The organism is Paenibacillus sp. FSL M7-1046 (genome assembly GCF_038007405.1).
Lineage (GTDB): Bacteria > Bacillota > Bacilli > Paenibacillales > Paenibacillaceae > Paenibacillus_AQ.
The window spans coordinates 2,816,982-2,839,289 of record NZ_JBBOXB010000001.1; the positions used below are offsets into that span (position 1 = coordinate 2,816,982).

Genomic DNA, 22,308 nt, shown 5'->3' on the forward strand with positions numbered 1-22,308 from the left:
GGTTGTATATGTCCCACTGTTTAGCTCAGCAGCTTCCATTCACTGCGTAGCAGGCCGTATACCGCATGATTCACATAGCCCTCGGGCAGCTTCTCTGCCTGGCGCAGAACCCCTTCGAATACGAAGCCCAGCCGCTCGGGAATCGCCCGGCTGGGCTTGTTGCCCGTGGCGCAGCGGATTTCAATGCGGTTCAGCTCCATTTCCAGCAGCGCATAATCTACGAAAACCCGGCAGGCGCTGGTCATGTAGCCTTTGCCTTCATATCCTTCGCCAAGCCAATAGCCGATTCCGACAGAGCGGCTCTGCCAGTCTATCTCATGATAGCCGATAATGCCGGCCAGTTCTCCCCGGACCCACAGTCCGGCGGTGAAGCCGCCGTTGTCGCTGCCCTGCTTGACGGCATTTTTGATAAATGTGGCGATGTGGTCCTGTTCGGTGACTCCGTCAACCCAAGGCAGCCACTGCCTGAGCCTGCTCCGCGAGCGCTCTACCAGCGCGAACATGTGGCGGGCCTGCTCCGGCACCAACAGTTTCAGTACAAGCTCTTCATCAATGACATAATTAAACAAGCGGCTGCCTCCTCTGTGCCACTAGGGCCGGATGTACTGATTAACGTTTCTTCCATTCCAGAGCGTAAATATCTTCTTCCAGCGACTGCATCCGCTGTCCTACAAGGGCGCGGCAATCGCTCAGCGCTCCATTGTATAGGGCAGGTCCTAGCTCCTTAAGGAAGAAATCCAGCAAATTGTCGGCTGCGAGATGGCCGATGGTCTCTCCGCGTTCGGCTTCGAAGTAAGTGCGGATGTTCTCTGTAATAATGTCGCGCTGCTCTTTAGGCAGTTTCATCGGTTTCATAAGAATGAGTCCCCCATTGTTAAGTTATTCATTAATCATGCCTTATAATTTCCATGCTACTCTATCGCCGGGAGAGAAGTCAAAGCGTCCGGCAAGGATGAGTGAGTCACCCATTTTATTGAACATTCTACGGTTAACGGGTATATTAGTAGGAAACATGTTCATACAAGGAAGTAGAACAATACAGAACGAGAGGTTGATAGCTGTGGAGAACCGTGGAACACCCTCCAATTTTATTAAGAATGTCATTACTGAAGATCTGAGCTCGGGGAAGGTTAAGGAGATCGTCACCCGTTTTCCGCCGGAGCCGAACGGTTACTTACATATCGGACATGCCAAGGCGATCTGGATTAACTTTACGCTGGCTGATGAGTTCGGCGGAAAGACTAATCTGAGATTTGATGACACCAATCCGCTTAAAGAGGATACAGAATATGTGAATTCCATTCAAGAGGATGTAAAGTGGCTCGGCTATGAATGGGATGAACTGCGTTTTGCCTCCGATTATTTCGGAGAAATGTACGAGCGGGCAGAACTGCTTATCCAAAAGGGCAAAGCCTATGTCGATGACCTCAGCGCCGACGAAATCCGCCAGCTGCGCGGTACGCTGACCCAGCCGGGGCAGAACAGCCCGCACCGTGAGCGCGGAATCGAAGAGAACCTGGATCTGTTCCGCCGTATGCGGGCTGGGGAATTCAAGGACGGCGAAAAGGTGCTTCGTGCCAAAATTGACATGTCCTCGCCGAATATAAACCTGCGTGATCCGGTCATTTACCGTATTTCCCACTCGCATCATCATAATACCGGCGATGCATGGTGCATCTATCCGATGTATACCTTTGCACATCCTCTGGAAGATGCTATTGAGAGTGTAACCCACTCCCTCTGCTCATTGGAATTTGAAGATCAGCGCCCGTTCTATGATTGGGTGGTAGCAGAATGCGAGATGCCGGCTGTGCCGCATCAGTATGAATTCGGCCGGCTCAACCTGGCCCAGACGGTAACGAGCAAGCGCAAGCTGAAACTGCTGGTGGATGAAGGCCATGTGGACGGCTGGGATGATCCCCGTATGCCGACGATTTCCGGGCTGCGCCGCCGCGGGTACACTCCCGAAGCGATCCGCAGCTTTGTGCACGAAACAGGCATTTCCAAAAGCCAGGGTCTGGTGGACCTGCAAATGCTGGAGCATTTCATCCGTGAAGACCTGAAGCTGACCGTTCCCCGGACGATGGCCGTGCTGCGGCCGCTGAAAGTGGTCATTACCAACTATCCGGAAGGCCAGACCGAATACTTCGAGATTGAGAACAACGTGGAGAATCCGGAAATGGGCAACCGGCAGATTCCGTTTTCCCGTGAAATCTACATCGAGCGCGATGACTTCATGGAGATTCCGCCGAACAAATATTTCCGTCTTTTTCCCGGCAACGAAGTGCGCTTGAAGAACGCCTATTTCATTAAGTGCAACGAGTTCATCAAGGATGAGAACGGCGAGGTTGTGGAGCTGCACTGCACGTATGATCCCGAGACGAAGAGCGGCAGCGGATTTACCGGCCGCAAGGTCAAGGGAACACTGCACTGGGTGGATGCCAGCCAGGCGGTACCGGCGGAATTCCGCCTCTATGAGCCGCTGATTTCCGCTGAAGAAGCGGATGCGGAGGCTGAGATCGAAGGAATGGAGCCCGTGGCCGACAAACCGGAGCCGAGTTTCCTCGATCAGCTGAACCCGCAATCCATTGAGATTCTGCAGGGCTTTGTGGAGCCGGGTCTGAAGGACAGCGTGCCGCAGGACAAGTTCCAATTCTTCCGCCATGGCTATTTTAACGTGGACAGCAAATACTCCGCGCCGGGACATCTCGTGTTCAATCTTGTGGTATCCCTCAAAAGCTCATTCCAGCCGCCTAAACAGGGCTAATTCATTGAATTGTAATCTGGCGGGCTAACACAAAAGCAGGCTTGGCTTCCTTATCGGGAAGTCCAAGCCTGCTTTTGTGTTATGTCCTAGGGGGTGTATCCGCTGCTTATGAGGCTATTATTCGTGGCCCGCCAGCTCTTCCTCCTGCTCCGCCGGGTTCAGGTAGTCGCCGCGGCTGACGAACAGCCACATTAAGCCGAAGCCAAGCGTTCCAATGAACGAGAGGAATACACCGGACTGGTACATGCTCTGGGCCCCGAGGTTCTGATACAGCCAACCGCCGAGAACACCGCCCAGAATCCCGGAGATGCCGCTCCAGGCCAGAGTGTAGAGGGCTTGTCCAGAGGAACGGTAGGGGCGTGGAACCAGCAGCATGGTCAGCTGCGTTCCCACATAGAAGAAGCCGCCAAACGTAATGCAGTGCAGAATTTGAATAAAAGCCACCTGAAGCGGTGTTGTCGCACCGGCCATCAGCCACCAGCGCAGGACAAATAAGACGCCCACGAGTGCCAGCCAGCCCAGCAGCACCGAGACTTTGCGTTTCAGGAAACGGTTGCACAGCAGCAGCACTCCCACCTCCAGGATAGAGGAGAGGAATACGGCAAGGCCGATCATTGTTTTGCTGCCCCCAAGCTCAGTAATGTAGAGCGACACGAAGGTGTTGTTCATCGTATTGGGGATGGAGACCAGAATGCCGAAGAAGATAAAACATAGAAAAAACGGATTATAAAAGATTTTTTGGAAGCCCTTGAACGGCAATGGCGCAACGCCTATGGAATGATCGAGCCTCGGCAGGGCAACCAGCGAGAGCATGGCCGCGCAGAGCAGTGCAGCAAAGAGATAAGACAAGATAGATACGCCGGCCCACTCAATAACGGGCCCGGCCAGGATCGCGGTTAGCGCCCATCCGAGCGAGCCCCAGAGCCGGAAAGAGCCGAACTTGTGATTCGTGCCGTCAATATAGCTAAGAATCATCGTGTTGCTCTGGGCGAACAGCGGACCCTGGAAGAAATAGAAGAAAAGGATGGAAACATAAATCATTTCATATGTATGCGCCTGAAATACAAGCTGAGACAATACCAGTGTTCCCGTCAGCATGACGAGGACAATCCGCCGCATATTCTGATAACGGTCACTCCATATGCCCCAGAAAGGATTGGCAATAATTGAAACGAGTGCGCCTACCGACATTAAGCTCCCGATCTCCAACTTGTTCATTCCTACATCCTGCAGATATAGTGGGAAGAAGCTGGTGAAGAGGACCACGGTTCCATACACGAAGAAATTGAACCATTTCAGAGAGCTGAAGGATGGATGCTTATTAAGGTACTCCCGCAAATTGGGCACTCCTTTCCCGCCAGATGTCTTGCATTCCTTGCTTCAGCCTAAAAATAGGCCGTTTCTAACACTGTAACACTTGTTGAAAAGGGATACAAACCAAGTTTTGAATGATTTTCCAGCCAGCTGTCTAATTTCTGCTCCCGCCAGCTTTTTAAGAGGAAAAAAGCCGATATCCTGGGATATCGGCGAGGAATTTAGCTTAGATATGGAAATGGTCAAAGTCCGCAAAGCCCCCGGACTGGACCGGGGCAAAGGAGGCTGCGAACAGGCCAACTTTGGCTCCGACCCACCGTCCTTCAGCAATCGTGAACGGCTCACCGAAATCGGTGTATTGTGAACCGTCCTGGCTGAAGCTGAACCGGCAAAGGCAATCTTCCCCCAAGCTGAACCTTAAGTACAGGCTGTCTGCACCGGTGAGTATCTCAGCTTTTTTAATATCCCCGGCTTCCGTGAGGTTCTCTGTAACACTACGGCTCTCATACTGGGTCAGCCGGAGCGCTCCGTCCTGGTCCATAGACAAGGCCAGATAGAAGGCCCGCTGTCCCAAGACCACGAGGCCCGCCCGTTCTTCGGAGGTGGCAAAGCTGGGCGTAATCTGTGCGGCTGCCGAGAAAACGGGAGCGGCGAACTTCTGCATGAGCAGCTGCGGGGCGTCATAAAGAGTGCGGCAGCCCTCTGGAAGTGCTGCGGCATACAGTCTCAAGCCGCCCCAGGGATTCAGGCTGTACCAGCCGGTGGCCGGATTGGCCTGCCACTGCCATTGCAGGCCGAGCGACGGTCCACGGAAGTCATCTGCAGTTTGGGGAACGGCAATTTCTCCGGCGGCACGGATATTGGGCTTGCTCCAGAGCTCTACCGGCTCTCCGGTGTCCTGCCCGGGTGCAAGCCGGCCCATCAGCGGCCAATCTTCCTGCCATTCCATGGGCTGCAAATGGACGATCCGCCCGTGGGCTCCTTTATCCTGGAAATGAATAAACCAGGATTCGCCGGACGAAAGCTCAACCCATCCTCCCTGATGCGGGCCGTTCACTGGGGTATCCCCTTGATGCAGCACGATTTTATCCTCATAAGGCCCTTCGATGGAGCTGGAGCGGAAGACGGCCTGCCAGCCTGTGGGCACTCCGCCCGCCGGTGCAAAGATATAATAATAGCCATTTCTTTTGTACAGCTTCGGACCTTCCAGTGTAGGATGCTTTACTGTCCCGTCGATGATAATCCGGCCTTCATCCAGCAGGCTTCTGCCGTCCGGGGACATCCTGCAGAGGCTCAGAATATGCTTCAGGCCGGAACGGCTATGGGCAAAGGCATGGACCAGATAGGCCTGCCCGTCTTCATCCCAGAAAGGGCAGGGGTCGATCCAGCCTTTGGCGGGCTTCACCAGATGCGGCGGTTCCCAGGCACCAAACGGGTTATCCGTCTTGGTCATAAAGATGCCTTCGTCGGGTGTTGCGTAGAAGATCCAGAACTGCCCGTCATGAAAGCGCAGGCTGGGCGCCCACACGCCTTTGCCATGCTGCACGCGCTCATAGCCGGGAAGCTCCAGCTGCGGCAGCGCATGATTGACGAGGCTCCAGTTGACCAGATCCCGGGAATGAAGGATCGGCAGACCCGGCGTATGCGCAAAGCTGGAGGCGGTCATAAAGAAATCATCGCCTGCACGGATAACATCGGGATCAGAGTAATCGGCATAGATGATCGGATTTCTGTAAGTTCCGTCTCCCTGATCGGGAATCCAGCGTCCGGAACCTGTAACAGCATGAGTATTCATTCCAGCCCTCCCATTCGCGGCGGCGTATTATTTTTGAGTCTGATCATAGGACTGTTTCTCTGCCTCAAGCAGTTTAGCCCATTCGTCCAGCATTTCCGTTCCGGTCATTTTTTTAGCCATCACCTTTTGAATCATAGGCTCAATCTTTTTCTGGATATTGCTGTAGCCCGGTAGATAATACGGAGTGCCGGCAAAATGCGTATCGGCTGAATTCAGCAGCTCCGAAGCGGATTTCATATAAGGAATGTCCTGAATCCAGGCATCGGCGGCCGCCTCCTGATTGGCAGGGATTTCACCATAAAGCTTGGCGTACTGGCTGTTGATGTCATGGGACAGGTAGAAGGTCATAAATTTCCATACCGCGTCTTTGTTTTCGGCGGTTTTGGTCATGGTCAGACCCAGCGGCATGAGGCCGGGGTGTTCACGATAGCCGTTGACACCCTTCGGAAACGGTACGGCTTCAAATTTGGTATAGTCTCCGTTGAATGCTTTTTCATGGGAGCTTGCCGAGCCAAGGTTATGCACAACAACAGCCGCTTTGTCCGATTGGAAGGTGGCGGCGAGCTCGCTCCAGCCCTTGTTGAGATCATCCTCTGGAGTATAGACATTATACGCGCCTAAATATTTGTCCAGAAACTCTGCGTGCAGCGGATCATTGATCGTTGCTTTTCCTTCAGGCGTAAAATAATCGGCAATTCCGGAGTAGGAATACATCAGCATTTCCAGCGTATTGGCACTTCCGGCACCACCGCGGATACTGAGCCCGTAGCGGTCTTTGGATTTATCGGTAAGCTTGGCGACATCCTCGAAGAATTGATCCCAGGTATCGGGGAGCGCAAGGCCGGCTTCTTTGAACCAGTCAGGGCGCAGCCAGAGATTCCAGGTCTGGGAGCTGTATGGTAGCGCATACAATTTTCCTTCTTTGGTATCCAGCTTGCGGTTGCTGGCAATCAGCTCAGCGGAAATCAGATCCTTGTCGGCCCAGCTGTCATAATAGGCATCGAGGGGCTCCAGCACATCTCTGGCGAGCAGGTCGGCCTTGAAATCATTCATGATATCCGGTGCCTGTTCTGCGGAGATCGCGACATTTACCTTTTGCTCGTAAGCGGACAAATCACCGGGAACCCCGAGATAATCCACCTTAATGTCCGGGTTCTCTTCCTCAAACTGCTTGATGATCTTCTCGAAAAAAGCGTTGCGCTCCGTAGTCACCGCAGCTGCCCAGAAGCTGATGGTTGTCTGCTTAGCCTTATCCCCGTTCTTGCTGCCTTCGCCTGATGAGGCGGAGTTCGTTGTCTTGTTCGAGCCGCAGCCGGTCAATGCCAGCAGAAGCGAGGCGCCTACCAATACGGAACTCCGTAATTTTCTTGTCTTCATAAATCTTTAGACCTCCCTGAAAGTTATATTGTTGTATATATTAAGGACGTTTCCGGGAAAAGCCGGCCCGGCCCCGTCCTTAATGACTGGAGCCGGATTCAGCCCTTGACGGCACCGCCGAGGCCTTCCACCAAATAACGCTGGATGTACATGAACAGCAATACAGGAGGGATCAGCCCGATAATGCTTCCCGCTGCCAGTGAGGCATACTGCACACTGAATTCGCCGATCATAAATTTCAGCCCGATAGGAATTGTGAAGCGGTCCGGCGTTGTGATAAACGAGAACGCGACCAGGAATTCATTCCAGACGCCGATGAATGCGAAGGCGCTGGTTGCCACGATGCCCGGAAGCACGATCGGCGCGATAATGGCGAAGATAATGCGGAATCTTCCCGCACCGTCGACCATAGCCGCTTCGTCAATCTCCTTCGGGGTGGAGGCGATGAAGCCGCGCATCAATATCGTATTGAACGGGACCTGCAGCACGATATAGAACAGGACGAGCGAGTAAGGCGTGTTGATTAGCCCAAGGTTCTTGAAAATCAGGAACAGCGGAATTACAAACAGGATGACGGGCATCATCTGTGTAGCCAGCAGGATCAGCATAAAGGCGCTTTTTCCCTTGAACTTGAACCGGCTCATCGCATAACCGTTCATCACCGACAGCAGTGTAATGACGATCACCGACAGGATGGAGACCAGCACACTGTTGAGGAAATATTGCGAGAAATTATTATCGTTCCACACATTGATATAATTCTCGAAGGTCAGCGGAGACGGAAGATATTGAATCGTCGAGCTCATAATGTCCGTTTCTTTTTTTAGAGAGGTGGAGATAGCCCATAGAAAAGGAACGAGTACAAAGATCAGCGTTAAGGCCAGCGGAATGTAAAAGAGCAGCCTGCTGCCTATTTTGCGGCCGGTAGTCTTATTCATCCTGCATTCCTCCCCGGTTGAGTCTCAGGTACAGAATGACAAAGAGCATCAGGAACAGGAAGGTGACGACGCCAAGCGCCGAGCCGTATCCGTAGTTGCCCTCAAGGATCGAGGTCTTCATCATATAAATCGGCAGCGTTGTCGTCATATCCATCGGGCCGCCGTTCGTCATCGTAAAGATCATGTCGATGGAGTTGAATTCCCAGATGGCTCTGAGCAGGGTGGCGAAAATAATGCTCTCCTTCAGATATGGAAGAGTGATATGAAACAGCTTCTTCAGGGGCCCGGCACCGTCCACCTCGCAGGATTCGTACACTTCGTGCGGAATGGTCTGCAGTGCGGCGAGCAGGGTGATCGCAAAGAACGGAATACCCCGCCACAGCTCGGCGAAGACTACGGAGCCGAACACAGTGCTCGGATTAGCCAGCCAGGCGATGGCTTCATCAATGATGCCAAGCTTCATCAGGATGTCGTTGATGATCCCGATATGCTGGTTGAACATGAGCGACCACAGCATGGTCGTTAGCACGCCGGATACGGCCCAGGGAACCAGCACCAGCGAGCGGACCAGGCCGCGCAGCCGGAAGGACTGGTTCAGCAGCAGGGCAACAATCAGCCCGAAGACCAGCTGAAGGGCCACCTCGGAAAACACCCATTTCAGCGTAGTGACCAGTGTGGTGTAGAACAAATCGTCTTCCGTGAAGATATGGCGGAAATTCTCCAGTCCGATATAGCCTGCTTCCTGCAGACGGGTGAAATCGTAGCTTTGAACACTCAGGTCGAATACCCGGAATATCGGAAAGATCAGGATGCCCGCAATGAGCAGGACTGTGGGGGCGATAAGTAAATAGGGAAGCCACCCGTCCCCTTTGATGCGTTTTCTTTTTCCCGGTTTGGATAAGGCAAGCTTGCCCCCGGTTTGTCGCGTAATATCCATAACTGCACCTCCAAAACAATCGTAATTCAGATAGCGGATCAGCTGAATAAGATATATTTCAAAGGTTGTTTGTTTTCTTTAACAGTTTGCGTATAAGTTAGCGGCTGCCGGCTTAACCCTGCTGAGCCTTACGGTAGTCCGAAGGGGACATGCCGAAGTGCTTTTTGAACAGCACGCTGAAGTATTGAGGATTAGGGTAGCCTACCTTTTCGCTAATTTCATAGGATTTGTAATCTGTCTGCTTCAGCAGCTCCGCCGCCTTTTCCATCCGGATACCGGCGATATATTCGATTACGTTGATCTCTCTGTATTTTTTGAAGAGAGTGCTTACGTACGATGGTGAGATATGAACTTCACCGGCAATTGCCGCGAGACTCAGCTTCTCATTAGCGTAATGTTTGATAATATACTGCTCCATTTGCTTCAGCAGCATGTGATGCGAATGCTGTGAATGGCGCATTTCATCACAGAAGAACAGGCCGGGTTCGCCGGCAACATCCTTCATATGCGCAGCCGTCAGAGCTTTATTGTAGGAGTGGGGGATCTGGGCGAAACCTTCGCACACGCTGCCTACACCGATGCTTACCGGAATTTTAAGACAGGCCTCAATTGTATTCCTCATCTCCTCCAGCAATTGGGCAAAGGAACCGTCCGGTTGGTCCGCCTCGCCCGGTTTCTCCAGGTTAAAGAGAATATTGATTCTGTGATTGTAATGGACGAAAAAAGGCTTTGGAGCCCGGCCGCTGAACTGTTCAACGCCTATATTGCGGATGGAGAACAGCAGCAGCTCGGCGTTCTCCTCAATGCCGGGCCGGGAGAAGCGCCGCAGATCTTCGGGCTGGATTACCGCGACCCGGAAGTAGTTGCCCTCCCAGCGGATGCCGAGAAGATCCATTTCGCGGCGTGCCCAGTCGATGCTGGGAACACCGGACAGCAGATCGGAGAAGAACTTGTTTTCAATCAGGGTTTGGCTTTTTTGAGCCTTCTCCGATTCCCGCAGCTCCTGCAGCAGACTGCGCCCGGCCGCGGCCACGGACTTCAGGATGGTATCATTGTCCTCGTATTTCAGAATGTAGTCGGAAGCCTGCAGGTGGAGAGCTTTCTTGGCATAAGAGAAATCATCATAGCCGGTCAGGAAAATAATCCGGGTCAGCGGATACTCCCTGTTCACCATCTCCGCCAGCTGGAGCCCGTCCAGCAGGGGCATCTGAATATCGGTCAGCAGGATATCCGGACGGAGCTGCTGAACAAGCAGCCAGCCCTCTTCCCCGTTCGCGGCGGTTCCGGTCACCTCGATGTCTTCAGTACTCCATTTCACATTGGCCCGTATGCCTTCCCGGATCCATTTATCATCATCCACAATCAGCAGTTTCAGCATTATAATCGTTCTCCTTTCGTATCGCCTGTATAAGGGAGGTACACCTTTACCTGTGTGTACAGGCCCTCTTCGCTGTCGAGCTTTAATCCATAGCGGCTGCCGAAATGCAGGACAATCCTGCGGTGGGCGTTCCACAGCCCGTAGGTGATGGCTTCATGTCCTACCGTCTCTGATTCCAGCGAGGCGCGGAGCTGTGAGAGCTTGTCCCGGCTGATCCCGTGCCCGTTGTCATACACTTTAAAGACAGCATAATCCCCCTCACGGCGGCCGGAAATGGAGAGGAAGCCGTGGCCGTGCTTATTTTTGATTCCATGGTAAATGGCATTCTCCACCAGCGGCTGCAGCGTAAGCTTCAGAATGGGTAGCTCAAGCAGCTCGTCTTCGACTTTAATCTCGAAGTCAAATTCCTGGCTGTACCGGATGTTGAGTATCATCAGATAGCTGCGCACATGCTCCATCTCCTCACGGACCGGAATAATCTCACGGCCTTTGCTGATGCTGATCCGGAAATAGGAGGTCAATGCACTGACCATGGTGGAAGCGCGCTGCCGCTCATTCATATCAATCAGATGTTTGATGGAGCTTAGCGTGTTGTAGAGAAAATGGGGCTGGATCTGGGCCTGCATAGCCTGCAGCTCGATCTGGCGTTTCTTCTCCTGCTCACTGCGTACTGTCTCGAGCAGCTGGGCTACCGAAGCCACCAGGCCGGAGAGCCCGCGGGCCAACACGCCAATTTCATTATGCTGGTCCAGCTCAAAGCTGACGCCGAGGTCTCCCCGCTCGAAGCGTTTGACCTGCTTGGACAGGTAGCGGAGCGGGTTGCTGAGGTTGCGGGCGACAACCGCGGCAGCCACGATGAACACAATTAGGATAAACAGGATCAGAACCAGGGAGATGTATTTGATGCGGGTTGCTCCCTCCAGAATATCCTTCTCCGGCACAACCGCTGCAAGCACCCAATGATTGAGCGGCAGGGTATTGTAGGCAATGGCCATTTTCCGGCCCGCCTTGCTGTCGGCTGTCAGGCTGCCGCTGTCCTGTGATCCGTTTCTTAGTGCGTTAATGGTTTCCCCGCTGAGTTCATATTCGGCATCCAAGGTCTTGGAGTACAGCTCGCCTTCCGGGCTGATCAGCATCAGTGTCCCGCCCGGACTGATCTTTACATTCTCCATAATCTCGAGAAAATAGCTTTCACGTAAATTAATAAGGACAATGCCGCTGGCGGGGGAATGTTCGGTGCCGATCATTTTGAAGCTGCTCATAACTCTCCGCTGCTCCACCGTCTCAAAGATCGTATCCTTATGGCTGTTCAGCCAATAGTAGCCTTTCTGCGAGGTATTATAGCGTCTGAGCCAATCGTTCAGATCAATATGGACCTGCCGGGGGACATATTCCTGCTGCAGGTTGAAGGATCTTCCGTTATTGAACGCGACGAAGATGGAATCGATCATCTGGAAATAGGAATGGTACACATCGTCAAGCTGGTCGTGCAGCTTAATGAGATCGTCATACCGGTTCTGGTCGGCCGCCTGGCCTTCTCCCGAGAGAATGCTCTGCAGGGCATCATTATCCTCCAGGCGCACCAGCTGTTCGAAGATTGTGAGAAACTTGTCGTTCATGAACAGGGCTGTCTGATGAGTGGTGTCGGCGAGGGCGTAGAAAGCGTTTTCTTTTAATTGCCGACTGGACGAAAGATAGGAGAAGAATCCGGTCAGCACGACGGATAAGACCAAAATGGGCAAAAAACAGATTAACAGCTTCGATTGGATAGGCCTGTCTACGAGGTAACGTTTCATGGGATAACTCCTTTTTGCAGATAAGATTTCCATAATGTTTACGTGAACATTTATGGAATGAGCCTCGCTTATCCTTAGGCAGCTGCCGGAACCGGCGCTTAGGAGGCCTTGAATTTAGAGTCTAGCACAGACCTCTGCAAAATCAACCAGTGTCTATATTTTTTCGAATTTTGAAAAAGTTCGCCCGCGTAATAAATTTCATTTCTTTCCTGCAGCAAAGGATATTTGAAGTGATAACTCGTCAGACTTGCTGTTTTCGCGCTGTAAAGTTTGATACGATACCCATAGAGAACAGGAGATTTCAGCGGGAGGAAAAAATGACACAATACACGGGAATTATTCTGACAGGGGGGGCTTCGAGGCGGATGGGCAGCGATAAAGCGCTGCTTACACTTGCCGGAGAACCTGTGATTGCCCGGCTGGCGGACGAGTTGGCCAAGCTCGCCGAAAGTACGGTCATTGCCTGCGGCCCCCGGGAGCGCAGGGAGTACGACTTCTTGCAGCTTCCCCAGATCACGGACCATTATCAAGGCTGCGGCCCTCTGGCCGGTCTTCATGCGGCGCTCAGCCATTCACCGACGGAATGGAATCTGGTGGCGGCTTGCGATCTGCCGTTTGCTTCGGCGTTATTTCTGCAGTACATACTCAGCTGCCATGCGGCAGCGTATCCCGAGACAGTGAGGCATAGAGCCGGTTTCGGCGCGCCTGCCGCTGTTCCGGTGTCCCCCTCCGGCCGGACGCAGCCCCTGCTCGGGCTGTATCATAAGCGGACACTTCCGGTGCTGGAAGCAGCGCTGAGCGGTGGAAGATTCAAAGTCATGGAGTGCCTGGAGAAGCTGGACGTTCTATATGTTCCAGAATCCGGCTTTACGCCTAGCCAGCCGGCGCCCTCCCCTTTGTACAATATGAATACAACGGATGATTATTTGGCTGCCGTCAAGCTGCTGCCACAGTTCAAGGGTCCTTGCTGAGAGCACTAATTTTTCCTTCGTTTAACTTCAGTTTACAAAGCGGCGTTAATGTGGAGAGGAAGGCGGACAGGAGCGGGACAGCCCGAGATCTATCCGTCAGAAAAGAGGAAGTTCTATGAATAAATCCAAATCTTCACGGAAGCAGGGAGCGTCCTTGAAGCCGTTCCTGAAGCTGCTGCATGAGACTAAACCCTCCTACGGGCTGCTAGCTCTGGCGGTAGGGCTTAGTATGATATCGACGCTGGTGGGTCTGGTCATTCCTATGTTCACCAAGAATCTGGTGGACGGCTTCTCGCTGGCCTCCATCAGCAAGCTGCAGATTGCGGGAATTGCCGGAGCTTTTGTAGCCCAGACGATTGCCGGAGGCGTCTCCATTTATTTGCTGAACTACGTAGGGCAGAAGATTGTTGCGGGACTGCGCGACCGGCTGTGGCGCAAATTTCTTGTGCTGCCGGTGGCCTACTACAATGATAACCGCACAGGTGAAAGCGTCAGCCGGATGACGAACGATACCGGAATTCTCAAGACGCTGATCTCCGAGCATTTGGCCAGCTTGTTTACCGGGGTAATCTCCATCGTCGGTTCGATATCGGTGCTGCTGTATCTGAACTGGAAAATGACGCTGGTGCTGTTCACGGTGCTTCCACTGTCCGCACTCATTCTGGTGCCGCTGGGCCGGCAGATGTACAAAATCTCCAAGGGCACTCAGGATGAAACAGCATCCTTTACCGCTACACTGAGCGGTGTGCTGTCCGAAATCCGGCTGGTGAAATCTTCGGGCGCAGAGCAAAGGGAATATGAAGCCGGGCGGACCGGAATTATGAATCTGCTGTCCTTCGGCATCCGGGAGGGCAAAATCAGTGCGATGATCAGCCCGCTAGTCTCGTTTGTGTTCATGATGCTGCTGGTCGTCATTATCGGCTATGGCGGCATGCAGGTGTCCTCGGGTGCCTTGACTGCAGGTGAATTGGTAGCCTTTATTCTGTATTTGATCCAGATCGTAATGCCGCTCACGCAGCTGACCCAGTTCTTCACCCAGGTGCAGAAGGCCAAAGGTGCCTCAGAACGGATCATTGAAACACTGGCTGCGGAAGAGGAGATTTACGAAGGGGCAGAGGAAGCGGATGGATTGCAGGGACCGATTGCTATAGAGGATTTAAGCTTTGGCTATAAAACAGGTGAACAGGTGCTGGACAAGGTCAGCTTCTCCATGCTGCCGGGTCAGGTTACGGCGATTGTCGGACCAAGCGGAGGCGGTAAAACGACGTTATTCTCAATGCTGGAACGGTTCTATGAACCGCAGCATGGCGTCATCAAGCTGGGCGGGAAGCCGGTGTCGGCGTTTTCCCTGCGTTCCTGGCGCAGGCTGATCGGGTATGTCTCGCAGGAAAGCCCGCTGCTCTCCGGCACGATTGCCGATAATCTCGGCTATGGGCTGGACCGGAAGATCAGCGAGGAGGAGATGCGCCGTGCTGCAGCCATGGCCTATGCCGACGGCTTTATCCGTGAGCTGCCGGACGGCTATCAGACGGATGTGGGGGAACGGGGCGTGAAGCTGTCCGGCGGACAGCGCCAGCGGATTGCCATCGCGAGGGCGCTGCTGCGTGATCCGAAGATTCTGATGCTGGACGAAGCTACCTCCAGTCTCGACAGCCAGTCCGAAGCAGTGGTGCAGAGTGCTTTATCGAACCTTATGCAAGGCCGGACCACGATCGTGATTGCCCACAGACTGGCAACCGTGGTGAATGCGGATCAGATTATCTTTATAGAGAAAGGCCGGATCACCGGCAAAGGAACGCACGAAGAGCTGCTGCGCAGTCATAAGCTATACCGGGAATTTGCGGAACAGCAGCTGCAAATGAACACACCGCAGCTTTTGGAGGGCGGCAAAGAGGAGGCTACAGCAGAATATGGCCAAAATACTTGTAGTGGACGACGATCCGCACATCCGCGAATTGGTGGAGCTGTTTCTGAGAGCTGAGGGGATGGATGAGGTCTATGGCGCTTCCGATGGGGTGGAGGCGCTGCGGCTGCTTGAGGACAACAGCGTGGATCTGGCGATCATCGATGTGATGATGCCGAAGATGGATGGCTGGGAGCTGTGCCGCGCGCTGCGGGAAAGCTATGATTTTCCCATTCTGATGTTGACAGCCAAAGGGGAAACCTCACAAATTGTTAAAGGCTTCGAGCTGGGTACGGACGATTATCTGGTGAAGCCGTTTGAACCGCTGGTGCTGATCGCCAGAGTTAAAGCGTTGCTGAAGCGGTACCAGATTTCCTCCGCACAGAGTGTAAACGTCGGAAATTTGCGGATGAACCGCAAGACTTATGAAGCCTCCTCGGAGTTTGGGGAAATCACGCTGCCGCTGAAGGAATTCGAGCTGCTGTTCAAGCTGGCAAGCTATCCCGGGCAGACATTGACGCGCGACAGGCTGATTGAAGAAATCTGGGGTTATGATTTTGGGGGCAATGAACGGACGCTGGATGTGCATGTGGGCCGTCTGCGCGAACGTTTCCCCCGGGAAAAATATGGCTTCAATATCCGTACCATCCGTGGGCTGGGTTACCGTCTGGAGGTGGTTAATGGATGAGAAGACTTGGCAGGATTGTGAGAGAGATCCTTGGAATGGGGATATTGATCGCTGCCCTCTATGTTTCCTGGAATGGAGGATATTACGGAGTAAAGCTGCTGTCGGGACATTTTGAATGGTCCCTGTCCCCTTATAGATCGGGGCTGCTTATTATGGCGCTGCAGTTTCTCATTTTTTTCGTTGTGGGCGGTATCGTAGCTCTTATCGGACATGCCAGGGGGGATGAGAGAGCTTTCTATATTCCCATCCTGACAGCAATGCGGCAAATTTCCAAAGGCAATTTCAAGGTGGAGCTGGAAAACAGCAAGCGTTACGGGCAGTTTGGCGGAATCGTGGAGGGGATTAATGAAATGGCCAGCGAGCTGGGCCGGATGGAGATTATGCGCCAGGATTTCATCTCCAACGTCTCACATGAGATCCAGTCGCCGCTGACCTCGATTCGCGGATTCGCCCGTGCGCTGCGGGAAGAGGGCCTTAGTGCAGACAACCGGAGACATTATCTGGACATCATCGAAGCAGAGGGCAGCCGGCTCTCCGGGCTCAGCGACAATCTGCTGAAGCTGTCGGCATTGGAGGCGGGCAGCTTTCCGTTTGAAGTGAAGTCATACCGGCTGGACAAACAGCTGCAAGATATGATTCTGGCCTCGGAGCCGCAGTGGCTGGATAAAGAGATCGAGTTGGAAGCCGAGCTGGAGGAGATTTCGGTGGACGCTGTGCAGGATCTGATGAGCCAGGTATGGACCAATCTGCTGCATAACAGTATCAAGTTTACCCCTGAGGGCGGGCATATCACCATACGTGTGCATCACGCAGAGGGTCAAGCCATTGTGGAAATCAGGGACAGCGGCATAGGCATCGCCGAGGAGGAGCTGCCCCGCATCTTCGAACGATTCTACAAGGCCGATAAAGCAAGAAGCGCCAGCGGAGGCGGGAGCGGACTGGGATTGTCACTGGTGAAGAAAATCGTAGATTTGCATAACGGGACGATAAACGTAACAAGCCGTCCCGGCGAGGGGACGGCTTGTACGGTGAGCCTGCCATTGCGGCTTAAATAAATCCGCCGTTTACGCGCAGCGTTTGTCCGGTAATCCACTGGGACTCTTCCCCGGCGAGAAAGCTGACGGCTCCGGCAATATCCTCAGGCTGGCCCAGGCGGCCAAAAGCATTGGCTTTCTTCAGCCCTTCAAGCTGTGCTTCGGATTTGCCTTCGAGGAATAAATCCGTGGCAACCGGCCCCGGCGCAACTGCGTTGACCGTAATGCCTTTGGCCCCGAATTCCTTGGCGAGCTGGCGGGTGAATTGTTCTACTGCACCTTTCGTTCCGGCATAGATGCTGTAAGCCGGGAACATTTGGCCATTGACCGAGGTGGAGAAATTAATGACCCGGCCGCCCTCTTCCAGATGGAAGAAAGCCTGCTGGCAGGAGAAGTAGGTCCCTTTGACATTGATAGCAAACTGCTTGTCGAATTCCTCCTCAGTAGCTGCGCCGATGAGGCTGTTTATCATGATTCCGGCGTTGTTGACCACGATATCAATCTTGCCGAACAGCTCCTTGGTATCCTTGAACAACTGCTCAATCTGCGCGGGTTTGCTGATGTCGGCCTGAAGGGCGGCTGCCTTTCCGCCTTTTCCCTGAATACCCTGCACCACAGCCTCAGCTTGTTTAGGACTGCTGGAATAGTTAATGATTACAGCGGCCCCTTGCTCCGCCAATCTCTCCGCAACGCTCCGTCCGATCCCTCTAGAGGACCCCGTAATGATAGCTACCTTACCCTGCAGGTTTTGATTCATGAATTGTTCCTCCTTAAAGTTTTGTTAGCGTTACTTCATAAGAATCTGCTTCGGAAGCATTCGCTTAGTTTTGTTAGCGTTACTTCATAATAATCTGCTCCGGACAAAACTGGCTTCGGAAGCATTCGCTTAGTTTTGTATAAGATACCGGGTTTAACTGGTGACAGCCGCGAGGCCTCTGGCAAGTATTGTCCAGAGCTGTTCAAATTCCTGTCCGATGCTCCCGCGATGCCATTCATAGGCATGGGAAGGATGGTGGAACCGGGCCGTCGCGTGAAAAAGTGAACGGGCAATCGTCTCCGTACCGGCGATTGGCATAATCATGCCTTCCTGAATGCCTTTGTCAATTACACTGCCCATCTGGCTGATAATCCGCTGAATATGGGTGTCAATGAGCTCGGAGGCTTCTTCCGTAACAGATGCATACATCTTGAACATTTCGCTGTCCTGCTCGGCGTAGTGATGTTTAAGCTCGATCAGCTTCGCGATATATTTCCTTAGCTGCTCCAGAGCATTACCGGCTGCAGCTGCCGCGATCTCTGTCAGAGGGGCAAGAATCAACTCGTCCAGCCATCTTTCCGTTACAGCCTCCCGCAATGCCGCTTTGCTGGGAAAATGCCGGTACAAGGTACCATGGCTGACGCCCAGCAGCTTGGCTACATCGGTCACTGAGGTTTTGTCAGGGCCGAACCTGCGCAAGGTCTGTTCAGCGGCGTCCAATATTTCCGTCTTGCTTAAAAAAGCGCTTGGTTTGTTCACGGGTGGATTCTCCCTTCGGTAGGTACAGCTTAACATGGTGGCTGACAAATGACAAATATTAATTTATGTCATTTGATTATTTATGATATTTGCCAAGGCTGCTATTCCGTGCTCCATCTCATCCTCAGAGGCATAGGCGAAGGACAGGCGGAGATGTCTGCTGTCGCTGCGGTCATACAGATCCCCTGTATTCAGGAGTACTCCAGCCTGTAGTGCAGCCTTGAAGAGCCGGCGCAGCGAAAGAGTTCCATTCAGAGAGAGCCAGATGTAGAAACCTCCGGCCGGAATATTCCAGGAAGCCAGCCCCGCAAAATGGATATCAAGCAGCTGCAGCATGAAATCACGCCGCTGACGCAGTTTTCCGCGCAACAGGACGAGATGCTGCTCATGATAACCGCCTTCCAGCCAGCGCGCAGCGGCGAGCTGCGACAGGGAGCTTGCGCCGTAATCGGTCTGCATCTTGATATCGGCCAGCCGGCGGACTACCGGCTCCGGGCCGACAATCCAGCCGATGCGCAGGCCGGGGCTCGCCGCCTTCGACAGCGTGCCCAGATGGAGCACTCTTCCCTCGCGGTCCCGGGCTTTCAGGGGGTTGGGCGGGCGATCATCAAGCCATAGATCCTGATAAGCCCCATCCTCGAGAATGGGCAGTCCAAGTCCGCCTGCAATGTCCATTAAGGCGTCCCGTCGTCCCGCATCCATCAGAATTCCGGTGGGATTATGGAAGCTGGGGATGGTATAGAGCATGGCCGCCTTGCTCCGGATGGCTGCGGCTGCCAGCTGATCCGGTAAGAGGCCGTCTTTGTCCATCGGCAGGCCGCTGAATTTCACCCCCGCCGACTGGAAGGCGTGGATGGAATACAGGTAGGAGGGCTTCTCCAGCAGCACCGTCGAGCCGCGCGGCAGCAGGCCCAGCGCAATGAGCTGCAGACCCTGCAGCGCGCCCGAGGTAATGAGGATGGAAGACGGATCGGCCTCTATTCCGTTCTTCGACAGCTCCTGGCTGACCGCTCTGCGAAGACTAAGGCTGCCAAGCGGCTCCTCGTAGGAGAGTGGCGGAAGCGGGTTCTGTGCCAGCTCGAGCAGCACCTGGCGCATCGACTCGCCGGGCAGCAGCCCGGGCGCAGGCTCACCGGTGCCGAGACGGATTAGCCCCGCTTCATATTCAAGCCTGTTGATGGCTTGTACCGCAGGCAGGTTAGGGTAGTGGATGCCTTCCTCCACGTAGTCATTCCAGTTGCCGCCAAGCTGGCCCGCAGCTCCAGTGGAGCGGGCCGCTGCATCCGGCCCGGAGGCTCCAGCCCTGCTTGAAGCGGCAACCCGGGTTCCTCCGCCCCGGCTGCCTTCGATCAGGCCGAGTGCAGCCAGCTGCCCGAGCGCGGTGACAACTGTGCTGCGGTTGACGCCAAGCTGACGGCATAGCTCGCGCTGCGGGACAAGCCGCATGCCGGGAGGCCAGGCGCCGCTGGAGATTTTGCCGATGAAATAGGCCGAGATTTGTCTGTGCAGCGGCAGCGGTGAAGAGGGGTCCGGCTTCCAATGGTCGCTTAAGCTTGCAGAATCATCAAGGGAAGCGGATTGGACAGGGGGAACTGCTGAGGGTGAGGCTGTAAGTGGATGGTCTGATTGGCGTTGGCGCGTCAAAGGACTAGCTCCTTTTTATAGGGTGTAAATGCTGTTGGAACAAGAATTTTGTTACTTGGAGTATATCACGCTTCGTCTGGACTTCTATATTTGGTTGGGTAGTATCCTATGGATTTGGATGGTTACCTGAGCCGTTAGGGGGAGTAGGATCAATAGTGCAGCGAAGGACGTGTATGCTGCTGCCATACGTTGATTTGAAATAGACAGCAGGCTGGAAGGAGCCGGATGATGGCGGAAGCAATAGTGCATGGAATAATATTGGCTTTTGGGCTTATTTTACCGCTGGGGGTACAGAATATATTCGTCTTTAATCAAGGAGCACTGCATCCGAAATTTCGAAGTGCCCTGCCCGTTATTCTGACGGCTGGCCTGTGCGATAGTCTGCTTATTGCCGCTGCTGTCGGCGGGGTGTCGCTGGTTCTGCTCTCACTGGATTGGCTGACGCCGGTCGTCTTGGGGGCGGGCATCCTATTTCTTTGCTTTATGGGCTGGAAAATATGGTCCGCCGCTCCGGCAAAAGGAGAAGCAAAACGGCTATCGCTGAAAGGGCAGGTGGGTTATACCTTGTCGGTGTCCCTGTTGAATCCGCATGCTCTGATGGACACGGTTGGTGTTATCGGCACCAATGCACTGCAATATGCCGGGAGTGAACGCTGGGTGTTCGCGGCAGCTGCCGCAGGGGTATCCTGGGTATGGTTCATCGGACTAGCGGCGGCAGGGAGAATGCTCGGGAAAGCCGACTCCTCCGGCAAGGCGGTCAGGCTGATGAACAAGGCTTCGGCGTTGCTGATCTGGGGAATTGCCCTCTATATGGGCTTTCAATTGTGGGAAAGCTTTTAGCTCCGATTCTGCTGTTGTGAGTTGTTTTCTCGAAAAAAAACGGATACCCTGCTGCCTGCAGGGTATCCGTTTTGACTTGCAATCATAAAGGCTAGCCGCCGATTTGCGACATGCGGCGAACCGTCGGAGTATGGCTCTGCGCCTTTTTCTCCAGCGCCAGCGCCATCTCATGGTTATGCGGCTTGTTGCCGAGCGCCTGGCGGAACAGGGCTTGAACCGCTGCCGGATCAGCGGTCAGAGGCCGTACGTTATACTCATCCGCCCAATACAGGCAGGCTTTGATATGACCGTCCGCAGTGAGCCGCAGCCGGTTGCAGTTATCGCAGAAATGCTCGCTGACGGGGTGGATCAGCCCGAAGGTTCCCTGCGCTCCGACCACACGCCGGTTCTGGGATGGGCCGTTGCCCGAGGGCAACTCCGCTTCCTCGGTTGCCCAGCCTGCTTCGGTACAGGCTTCTACGACCGTCTCCAGCGGCAAATAAGTCTGGCGCCAGGAATCGCTTGCGCTGCCGATCGGCATATATTCGATGAACCGCACATTCAGCGGGCTGTGCAGGGTCAGCGAGATGAAATCCTTAATTTCATCATCATTGATGCCTTTCATCAGCACAACATTCAGCTTGATCGGGGAGAGCCCCGCCGCTTCAGCGGCTTCTATGCCTTTCAGCACCTTGGCGACATCTCCGCCGCGGGTAATCATCGCGAAGCGCTCCTGTTTGAGCGAATCGAGGCTGATGTTCACCCGTGACAAGCCTGCCTGTTTTAGCAGTGCAGCTTTAGCCGGCAGCATGAGACCATTCGTGGTTAATGATATATCTTTAATACCCGGTATGGCAGAAATCATGGATACAAGCTTCTCCAGATCCTTGCGGACCAGCGGTTCTCCCCCGGTCAGCCGGACTTTGCTCAGTCCCAGGGGCGCCAGCGCCTCCACCACAGCGGTAATTTCTTCATAGCTCATAATCTCGTCCTGCGGTTGGAATTGCATTCCTTCCGCCGGCATACAATAAATGCAGCGCAGGTTGCAGCGGTCTGTAACCGAAATGCGGATATAGTCATGTAAACGTCCAAAAGGGTCCGTCAGCGGTTCCATAGCGTTGCTCCCTTCATTTGTGTATCTTATTTAAATTTTAAAGATTGCTTCCGCTGCCGTCAATGGTGCCGTACATTGTTAGCTTTCTCGATACGCTCTGTGGGAGTATAACGGTTGTACGGCAGGCAAAAAGAACAACCTAAATAATAGGGGACAAAAGAGGAACGGCAAAGTCTAAATTTGACAATAGTACGACAATTACGGGGAATGGTCATAAAATGCTCACTGAAAGCGCTTTACAATTTCGATATAATTTAGGTGTGAAAGATTCGTCTCTATTCTATGTTCACTTTTGCGCAGCTCACAGCTATGATACC

19 protein-coding genes are annotated in these 22,308 nt (G+C 53.6%); 6 read left to right on the forward strand and 13 right to left on the reverse strand.

The genetic code is table 11. From position 1 onward, the window contains the following. Positions 1–20: 20 nt before the first annotated feature. A complete protein-coding gene (locus tag NYE29_RS12305; protein ID WP_340896187.1) occupies positions 21–569 on the reverse strand; it encodes a GNAT family N-acetyltransferase in 549 nt (182 codons plus the stop codon). Between the two features lie 40 nt (positions 570–609). Next, the gene (locus NYE29_RS12310; RefSeq protein WP_038597516.1) at positions 610–855 is read right to left on the reverse strand and encodes a DUF2164 domain-containing protein; all 246 of its coding nucleotides are present in this window, start codon (positions 853–855) and stop codon (positions 610–612) included. A gap of 205 nt (positions 856–1,060) precedes the next feature. Between NYE29_RS12310 and NYE29_RS12315 the strand changes: the two genes are divergently transcribed. Continuing rightward, complete coding sequence (locus NYE29_RS12315; protein WP_038597513.1) at positions 1,061–2,767, forward strand: glutamine--tRNA ligase/YqeY domain fusion protein; 1,707 nt, start codon at positions 1,061–1,063, stop codon at positions 2,765–2,767. 117 nt (positions 2,768–2,884) lie between these two features. Here the strand turns inward: NYE29_RS12315 and NYE29_RS12320 are convergent, their stop codons facing one another. The 7 genes from NYE29_RS12320 to NYE29_RS12350 form a co-directional block, all read right to left on the reverse strand. Then, the gene (locus NYE29_RS12320; protein ID WP_340896192.1) at positions 2,885–4,105 is read right to left on the reverse strand and encodes an MFS transporter; all 1,221 of its coding nucleotides are present in this window, start codon (positions 4,103–4,105) and stop codon (positions 2,885–2,887) included. A 202-nt stretch (positions 4,106–4,307) separates the two neighbouring features. After that, positions 4,308–5,876: a glycoside hydrolase family 43 protein gene (locus NYE29_RS12325; protein ID WP_340896194.1), complete on the reverse strand. Its 1,569-nt coding sequence runs from the start codon at positions 5,874–5,876 to the stop codon at positions 4,308–4,310. Positions 5,877–5,903: 27 nt separating this feature from the next. Then, complete coding sequence (locus NYE29_RS12330) at positions 5,904–7,253, reverse strand: ABC transporter substrate-binding protein (RefSeq protein ID WP_076109681.1); 1,350 nt, start codon at positions 7,251–7,253, stop codon at positions 5,904–5,906. A 98-nt stretch (positions 7,254–7,351) separates the two neighbouring features. Further along, a complete protein-coding gene (locus NYE29_RS12335) occupies positions 7,352–8,191 on the reverse strand; it encodes a carbohydrate ABC transporter permease (protein WP_038597501.1) in 840 nt (279 codons plus the stop codon). Next, positions 8,184–9,128, reverse strand: a complete 945-nt coding sequence (locus tag NYE29_RS12340) for a carbohydrate ABC transporter permease (RefSeq protein WP_052092358.1) — start codon at positions 9,126–9,128, stop codon at positions 8,184–8,186. The genes NYE29_RS12335 and NYE29_RS12340 overlap by 8 nt, the downstream gene beginning before the upstream one ends. 112 nt (positions 9,129–9,240) lie before the next feature. Continuing rightward, a complete protein-coding gene (locus tag NYE29_RS12345; RefSeq protein WP_340896195.1) occupies positions 9,241–10,506 on the reverse strand; it encodes a response regulator in 1,266 nt (421 codons plus the stop codon). Next, on the reverse strand, positions 10,506–12,302 hold the full coding sequence (locus tag NYE29_RS12350) for a sensor histidine kinase (RefSeq protein WP_340896196.1): 1,797 nt from the start codon (positions 12,300–12,302) through the stop codon (positions 10,506–10,508). The genes NYE29_RS12345 and NYE29_RS12350 overlap by 1 nt, the downstream gene beginning before the upstream one ends. A 317-nt stretch (positions 12,303–12,619) precedes the next feature. Here NYE29_RS12350 and mobA point away from each other — a divergent pair, with 317 nt between their 5' ends. From mobA to NYE29_RS12370, 4 genes are all read left to right on the forward strand, one after another. Next, positions 12,620–13,273 (forward strand): molybdenum cofactor guanylyltransferase, encoded by a 654-nt coding sequence (mobA, locus tag NYE29_RS12355; RefSeq protein ID WP_340896197.1) that lies wholly within the window; start codon positions 12,620–12,622, stop codon positions 13,271–13,273. A gap of 115 nt (positions 13,274–13,388) precedes the next feature. After that, positions 13,389–15,254 (forward strand): ABC transporter ATP-binding protein, encoded by a 1,866-nt coding sequence (locus NYE29_RS12360; protein ID WP_340896198.1) that lies wholly within the window; start codon positions 13,389–13,391, stop codon positions 15,252–15,254. Further along, complete coding sequence (locus NYE29_RS12365) at positions 15,184–15,864, forward strand: response regulator transcription factor (RefSeq protein WP_340896200.1); 681 nt, start codon at positions 15,184–15,186, stop codon at positions 15,862–15,864. The genes NYE29_RS12360 and NYE29_RS12365 overlap by 71 nt, the downstream gene beginning before the upstream one ends. Next, complete coding sequence (locus NYE29_RS12370) at positions 15,861–16,919, forward strand: sensor histidine kinase (RefSeq protein ID WP_340896201.1); 1,059 nt, start codon at positions 15,861–15,863, stop codon at positions 16,917–16,919. The genes NYE29_RS12365 and NYE29_RS12370 overlap by 4 nt, the downstream gene beginning before the upstream one ends. Here the strand turns inward: NYE29_RS12370 and NYE29_RS12375 are convergent. From NYE29_RS12375 to NYE29_RS12385, 3 genes are all read right to left on the reverse strand, one after another. Continuing rightward, positions 16,912–17,655, reverse strand: a complete 744-nt coding sequence (locus NYE29_RS12375) for an SDR family oxidoreductase (RefSeq protein ID WP_340896203.1) — start codon at positions 17,653–17,655, stop codon at positions 16,912–16,914. The genes NYE29_RS12370 and NYE29_RS12375 overlap by 8 nt on opposite strands. Before the next feature lie 153 nt (positions 17,656–17,808). Then, positions 17,809–18,414, reverse strand: a complete 606-nt coding sequence (locus NYE29_RS12380; RefSeq protein WP_340896206.1) for a TetR family transcriptional regulator — start codon at positions 18,412–18,414, stop codon at positions 17,809–17,811. 63 nt (positions 18,415–18,477) lie between these two features. Next, a complete protein-coding gene (locus NYE29_RS12385) occupies positions 18,478–20,058 on the reverse strand; it encodes an aminotransferase-like domain-containing protein (protein ID WP_340896208.1) in 1,581 nt (526 codons plus the stop codon). A 228-nt stretch (positions 20,059–20,286) separates the two neighbouring features. Here NYE29_RS12385 and NYE29_RS12390 point away from each other — a divergent pair, with 228 nt between their 5' ends. After that, the gene (locus NYE29_RS12390; RefSeq protein ID WP_340896209.1) at positions 20,287–20,898 is read left to right on the forward strand and encodes a LysE/ArgO family amino acid transporter; all 612 of its coding nucleotides are present in this window, start codon (positions 20,287–20,289) and stop codon (positions 20,896–20,898) included. Between the two features lie 91 nt (positions 20,899–20,989). Here the strand turns inward: NYE29_RS12390 and moaA are convergent, their stop codons facing one another. Further along, positions 20,990–21,991 carry a GTP 3',8-cyclase MoaA gene (gene moaA / locus NYE29_RS12395; protein ID WP_038597474.1) on the reverse strand — a complete coding sequence of 334 codons (1,002 nt, stop codon included), beginning with the start codon at positions 21,989–21,991 and terminating at the stop codon, positions 20,990–20,992. Positions 21,992–22,308: the final 317 nt, after the last annotated feature.

Coding starts and splice junctions, on each gene's coding strand:
- NYE29_RS12370 (WP_340896201.1), top strand. CDS start 15,861: ATGAGAAGACTTGGCAGGATTGTGAGAGAGATCCTTGGAATGGGGATA.
- moaA (WP_038597474.1), bottom strand. CDS start 21,991: ATGGAACCGCTGACGGACCCTTTTGGACGTTTACATGACTATATCCGC.
- NYE29_RS12350 (WP_340896196.1), bottom strand. CDS start 12,302: ATGAAACGTTACCTCGTAGACAGGCCTATCCAATCGAAGCTGTTAATC.
- NYE29_RS12340 (WP_052092358.1), bottom strand. CDS start 9,128: ATGGATATTACGCGACAAACCGGGGGCAAGCTTGCCTTATCCAAACCG.
- NYE29_RS12310 (WP_038597516.1), bottom strand. CDS start 855: ATGAAACCGATGAAACTGCCTAAAGAGCAGCGCGACATTATTACAGAG.
- NYE29_RS12345 (WP_340896195.1), bottom strand. CDS start 10,506: ATGCTGAAACTGCTGATTGTGGATGATGATAAATGGATCCGGGAAGGC.
- NYE29_RS12365 (WP_340896200.1), top strand. CDS start 15,184: ATGGCCAAAATACTTGTAGTGGACGACGATCCGCACATCCGCGAATTG.
- NYE29_RS12335 (WP_038597501.1), bottom strand. CDS start 8,191: ATGAATAAGACTACCGGCCGCAAAATAGGCAGCAGGCTGCTCTTTTAC.
- NYE29_RS12325 (WP_340896194.1), bottom strand. CDS start 5,876: ATGAATACTCATGCTGTTACAGGTTCCGGACGCTGGATTCCCGATCAG.
- NYE29_RS12375 (WP_340896203.1), bottom strand. CDS start 17,655: ATGAATCAAAACCTGCAGGGTAAGGTAGCTATCATTACGGGGTCCTCT.
- NYE29_RS12390 (WP_340896209.1), top strand. CDS start 20,287: ATGGCGGAAGCAATAGTGCATGGAATAATATTGGCTTTTGGGCTTATT.
- mobA (WP_340896197.1), top strand. CDS start 12,620: ATGACACAATACACGGGAATTATTCTGACAGGGGGGGCTTCGAGGCGG.
- NYE29_RS12360 (WP_340896198.1), top strand. CDS start 13,389: ATGAATAAATCCAAATCTTCACGGAAGCAGGGAGCGTCCTTGAAGCCG.
- NYE29_RS12330 (WP_076109681.1), bottom strand. CDS start 7,253: ATGAAGACAAGAAAATTACGGAGTTCCGTATTGGTAGGCGCCTCGCTT.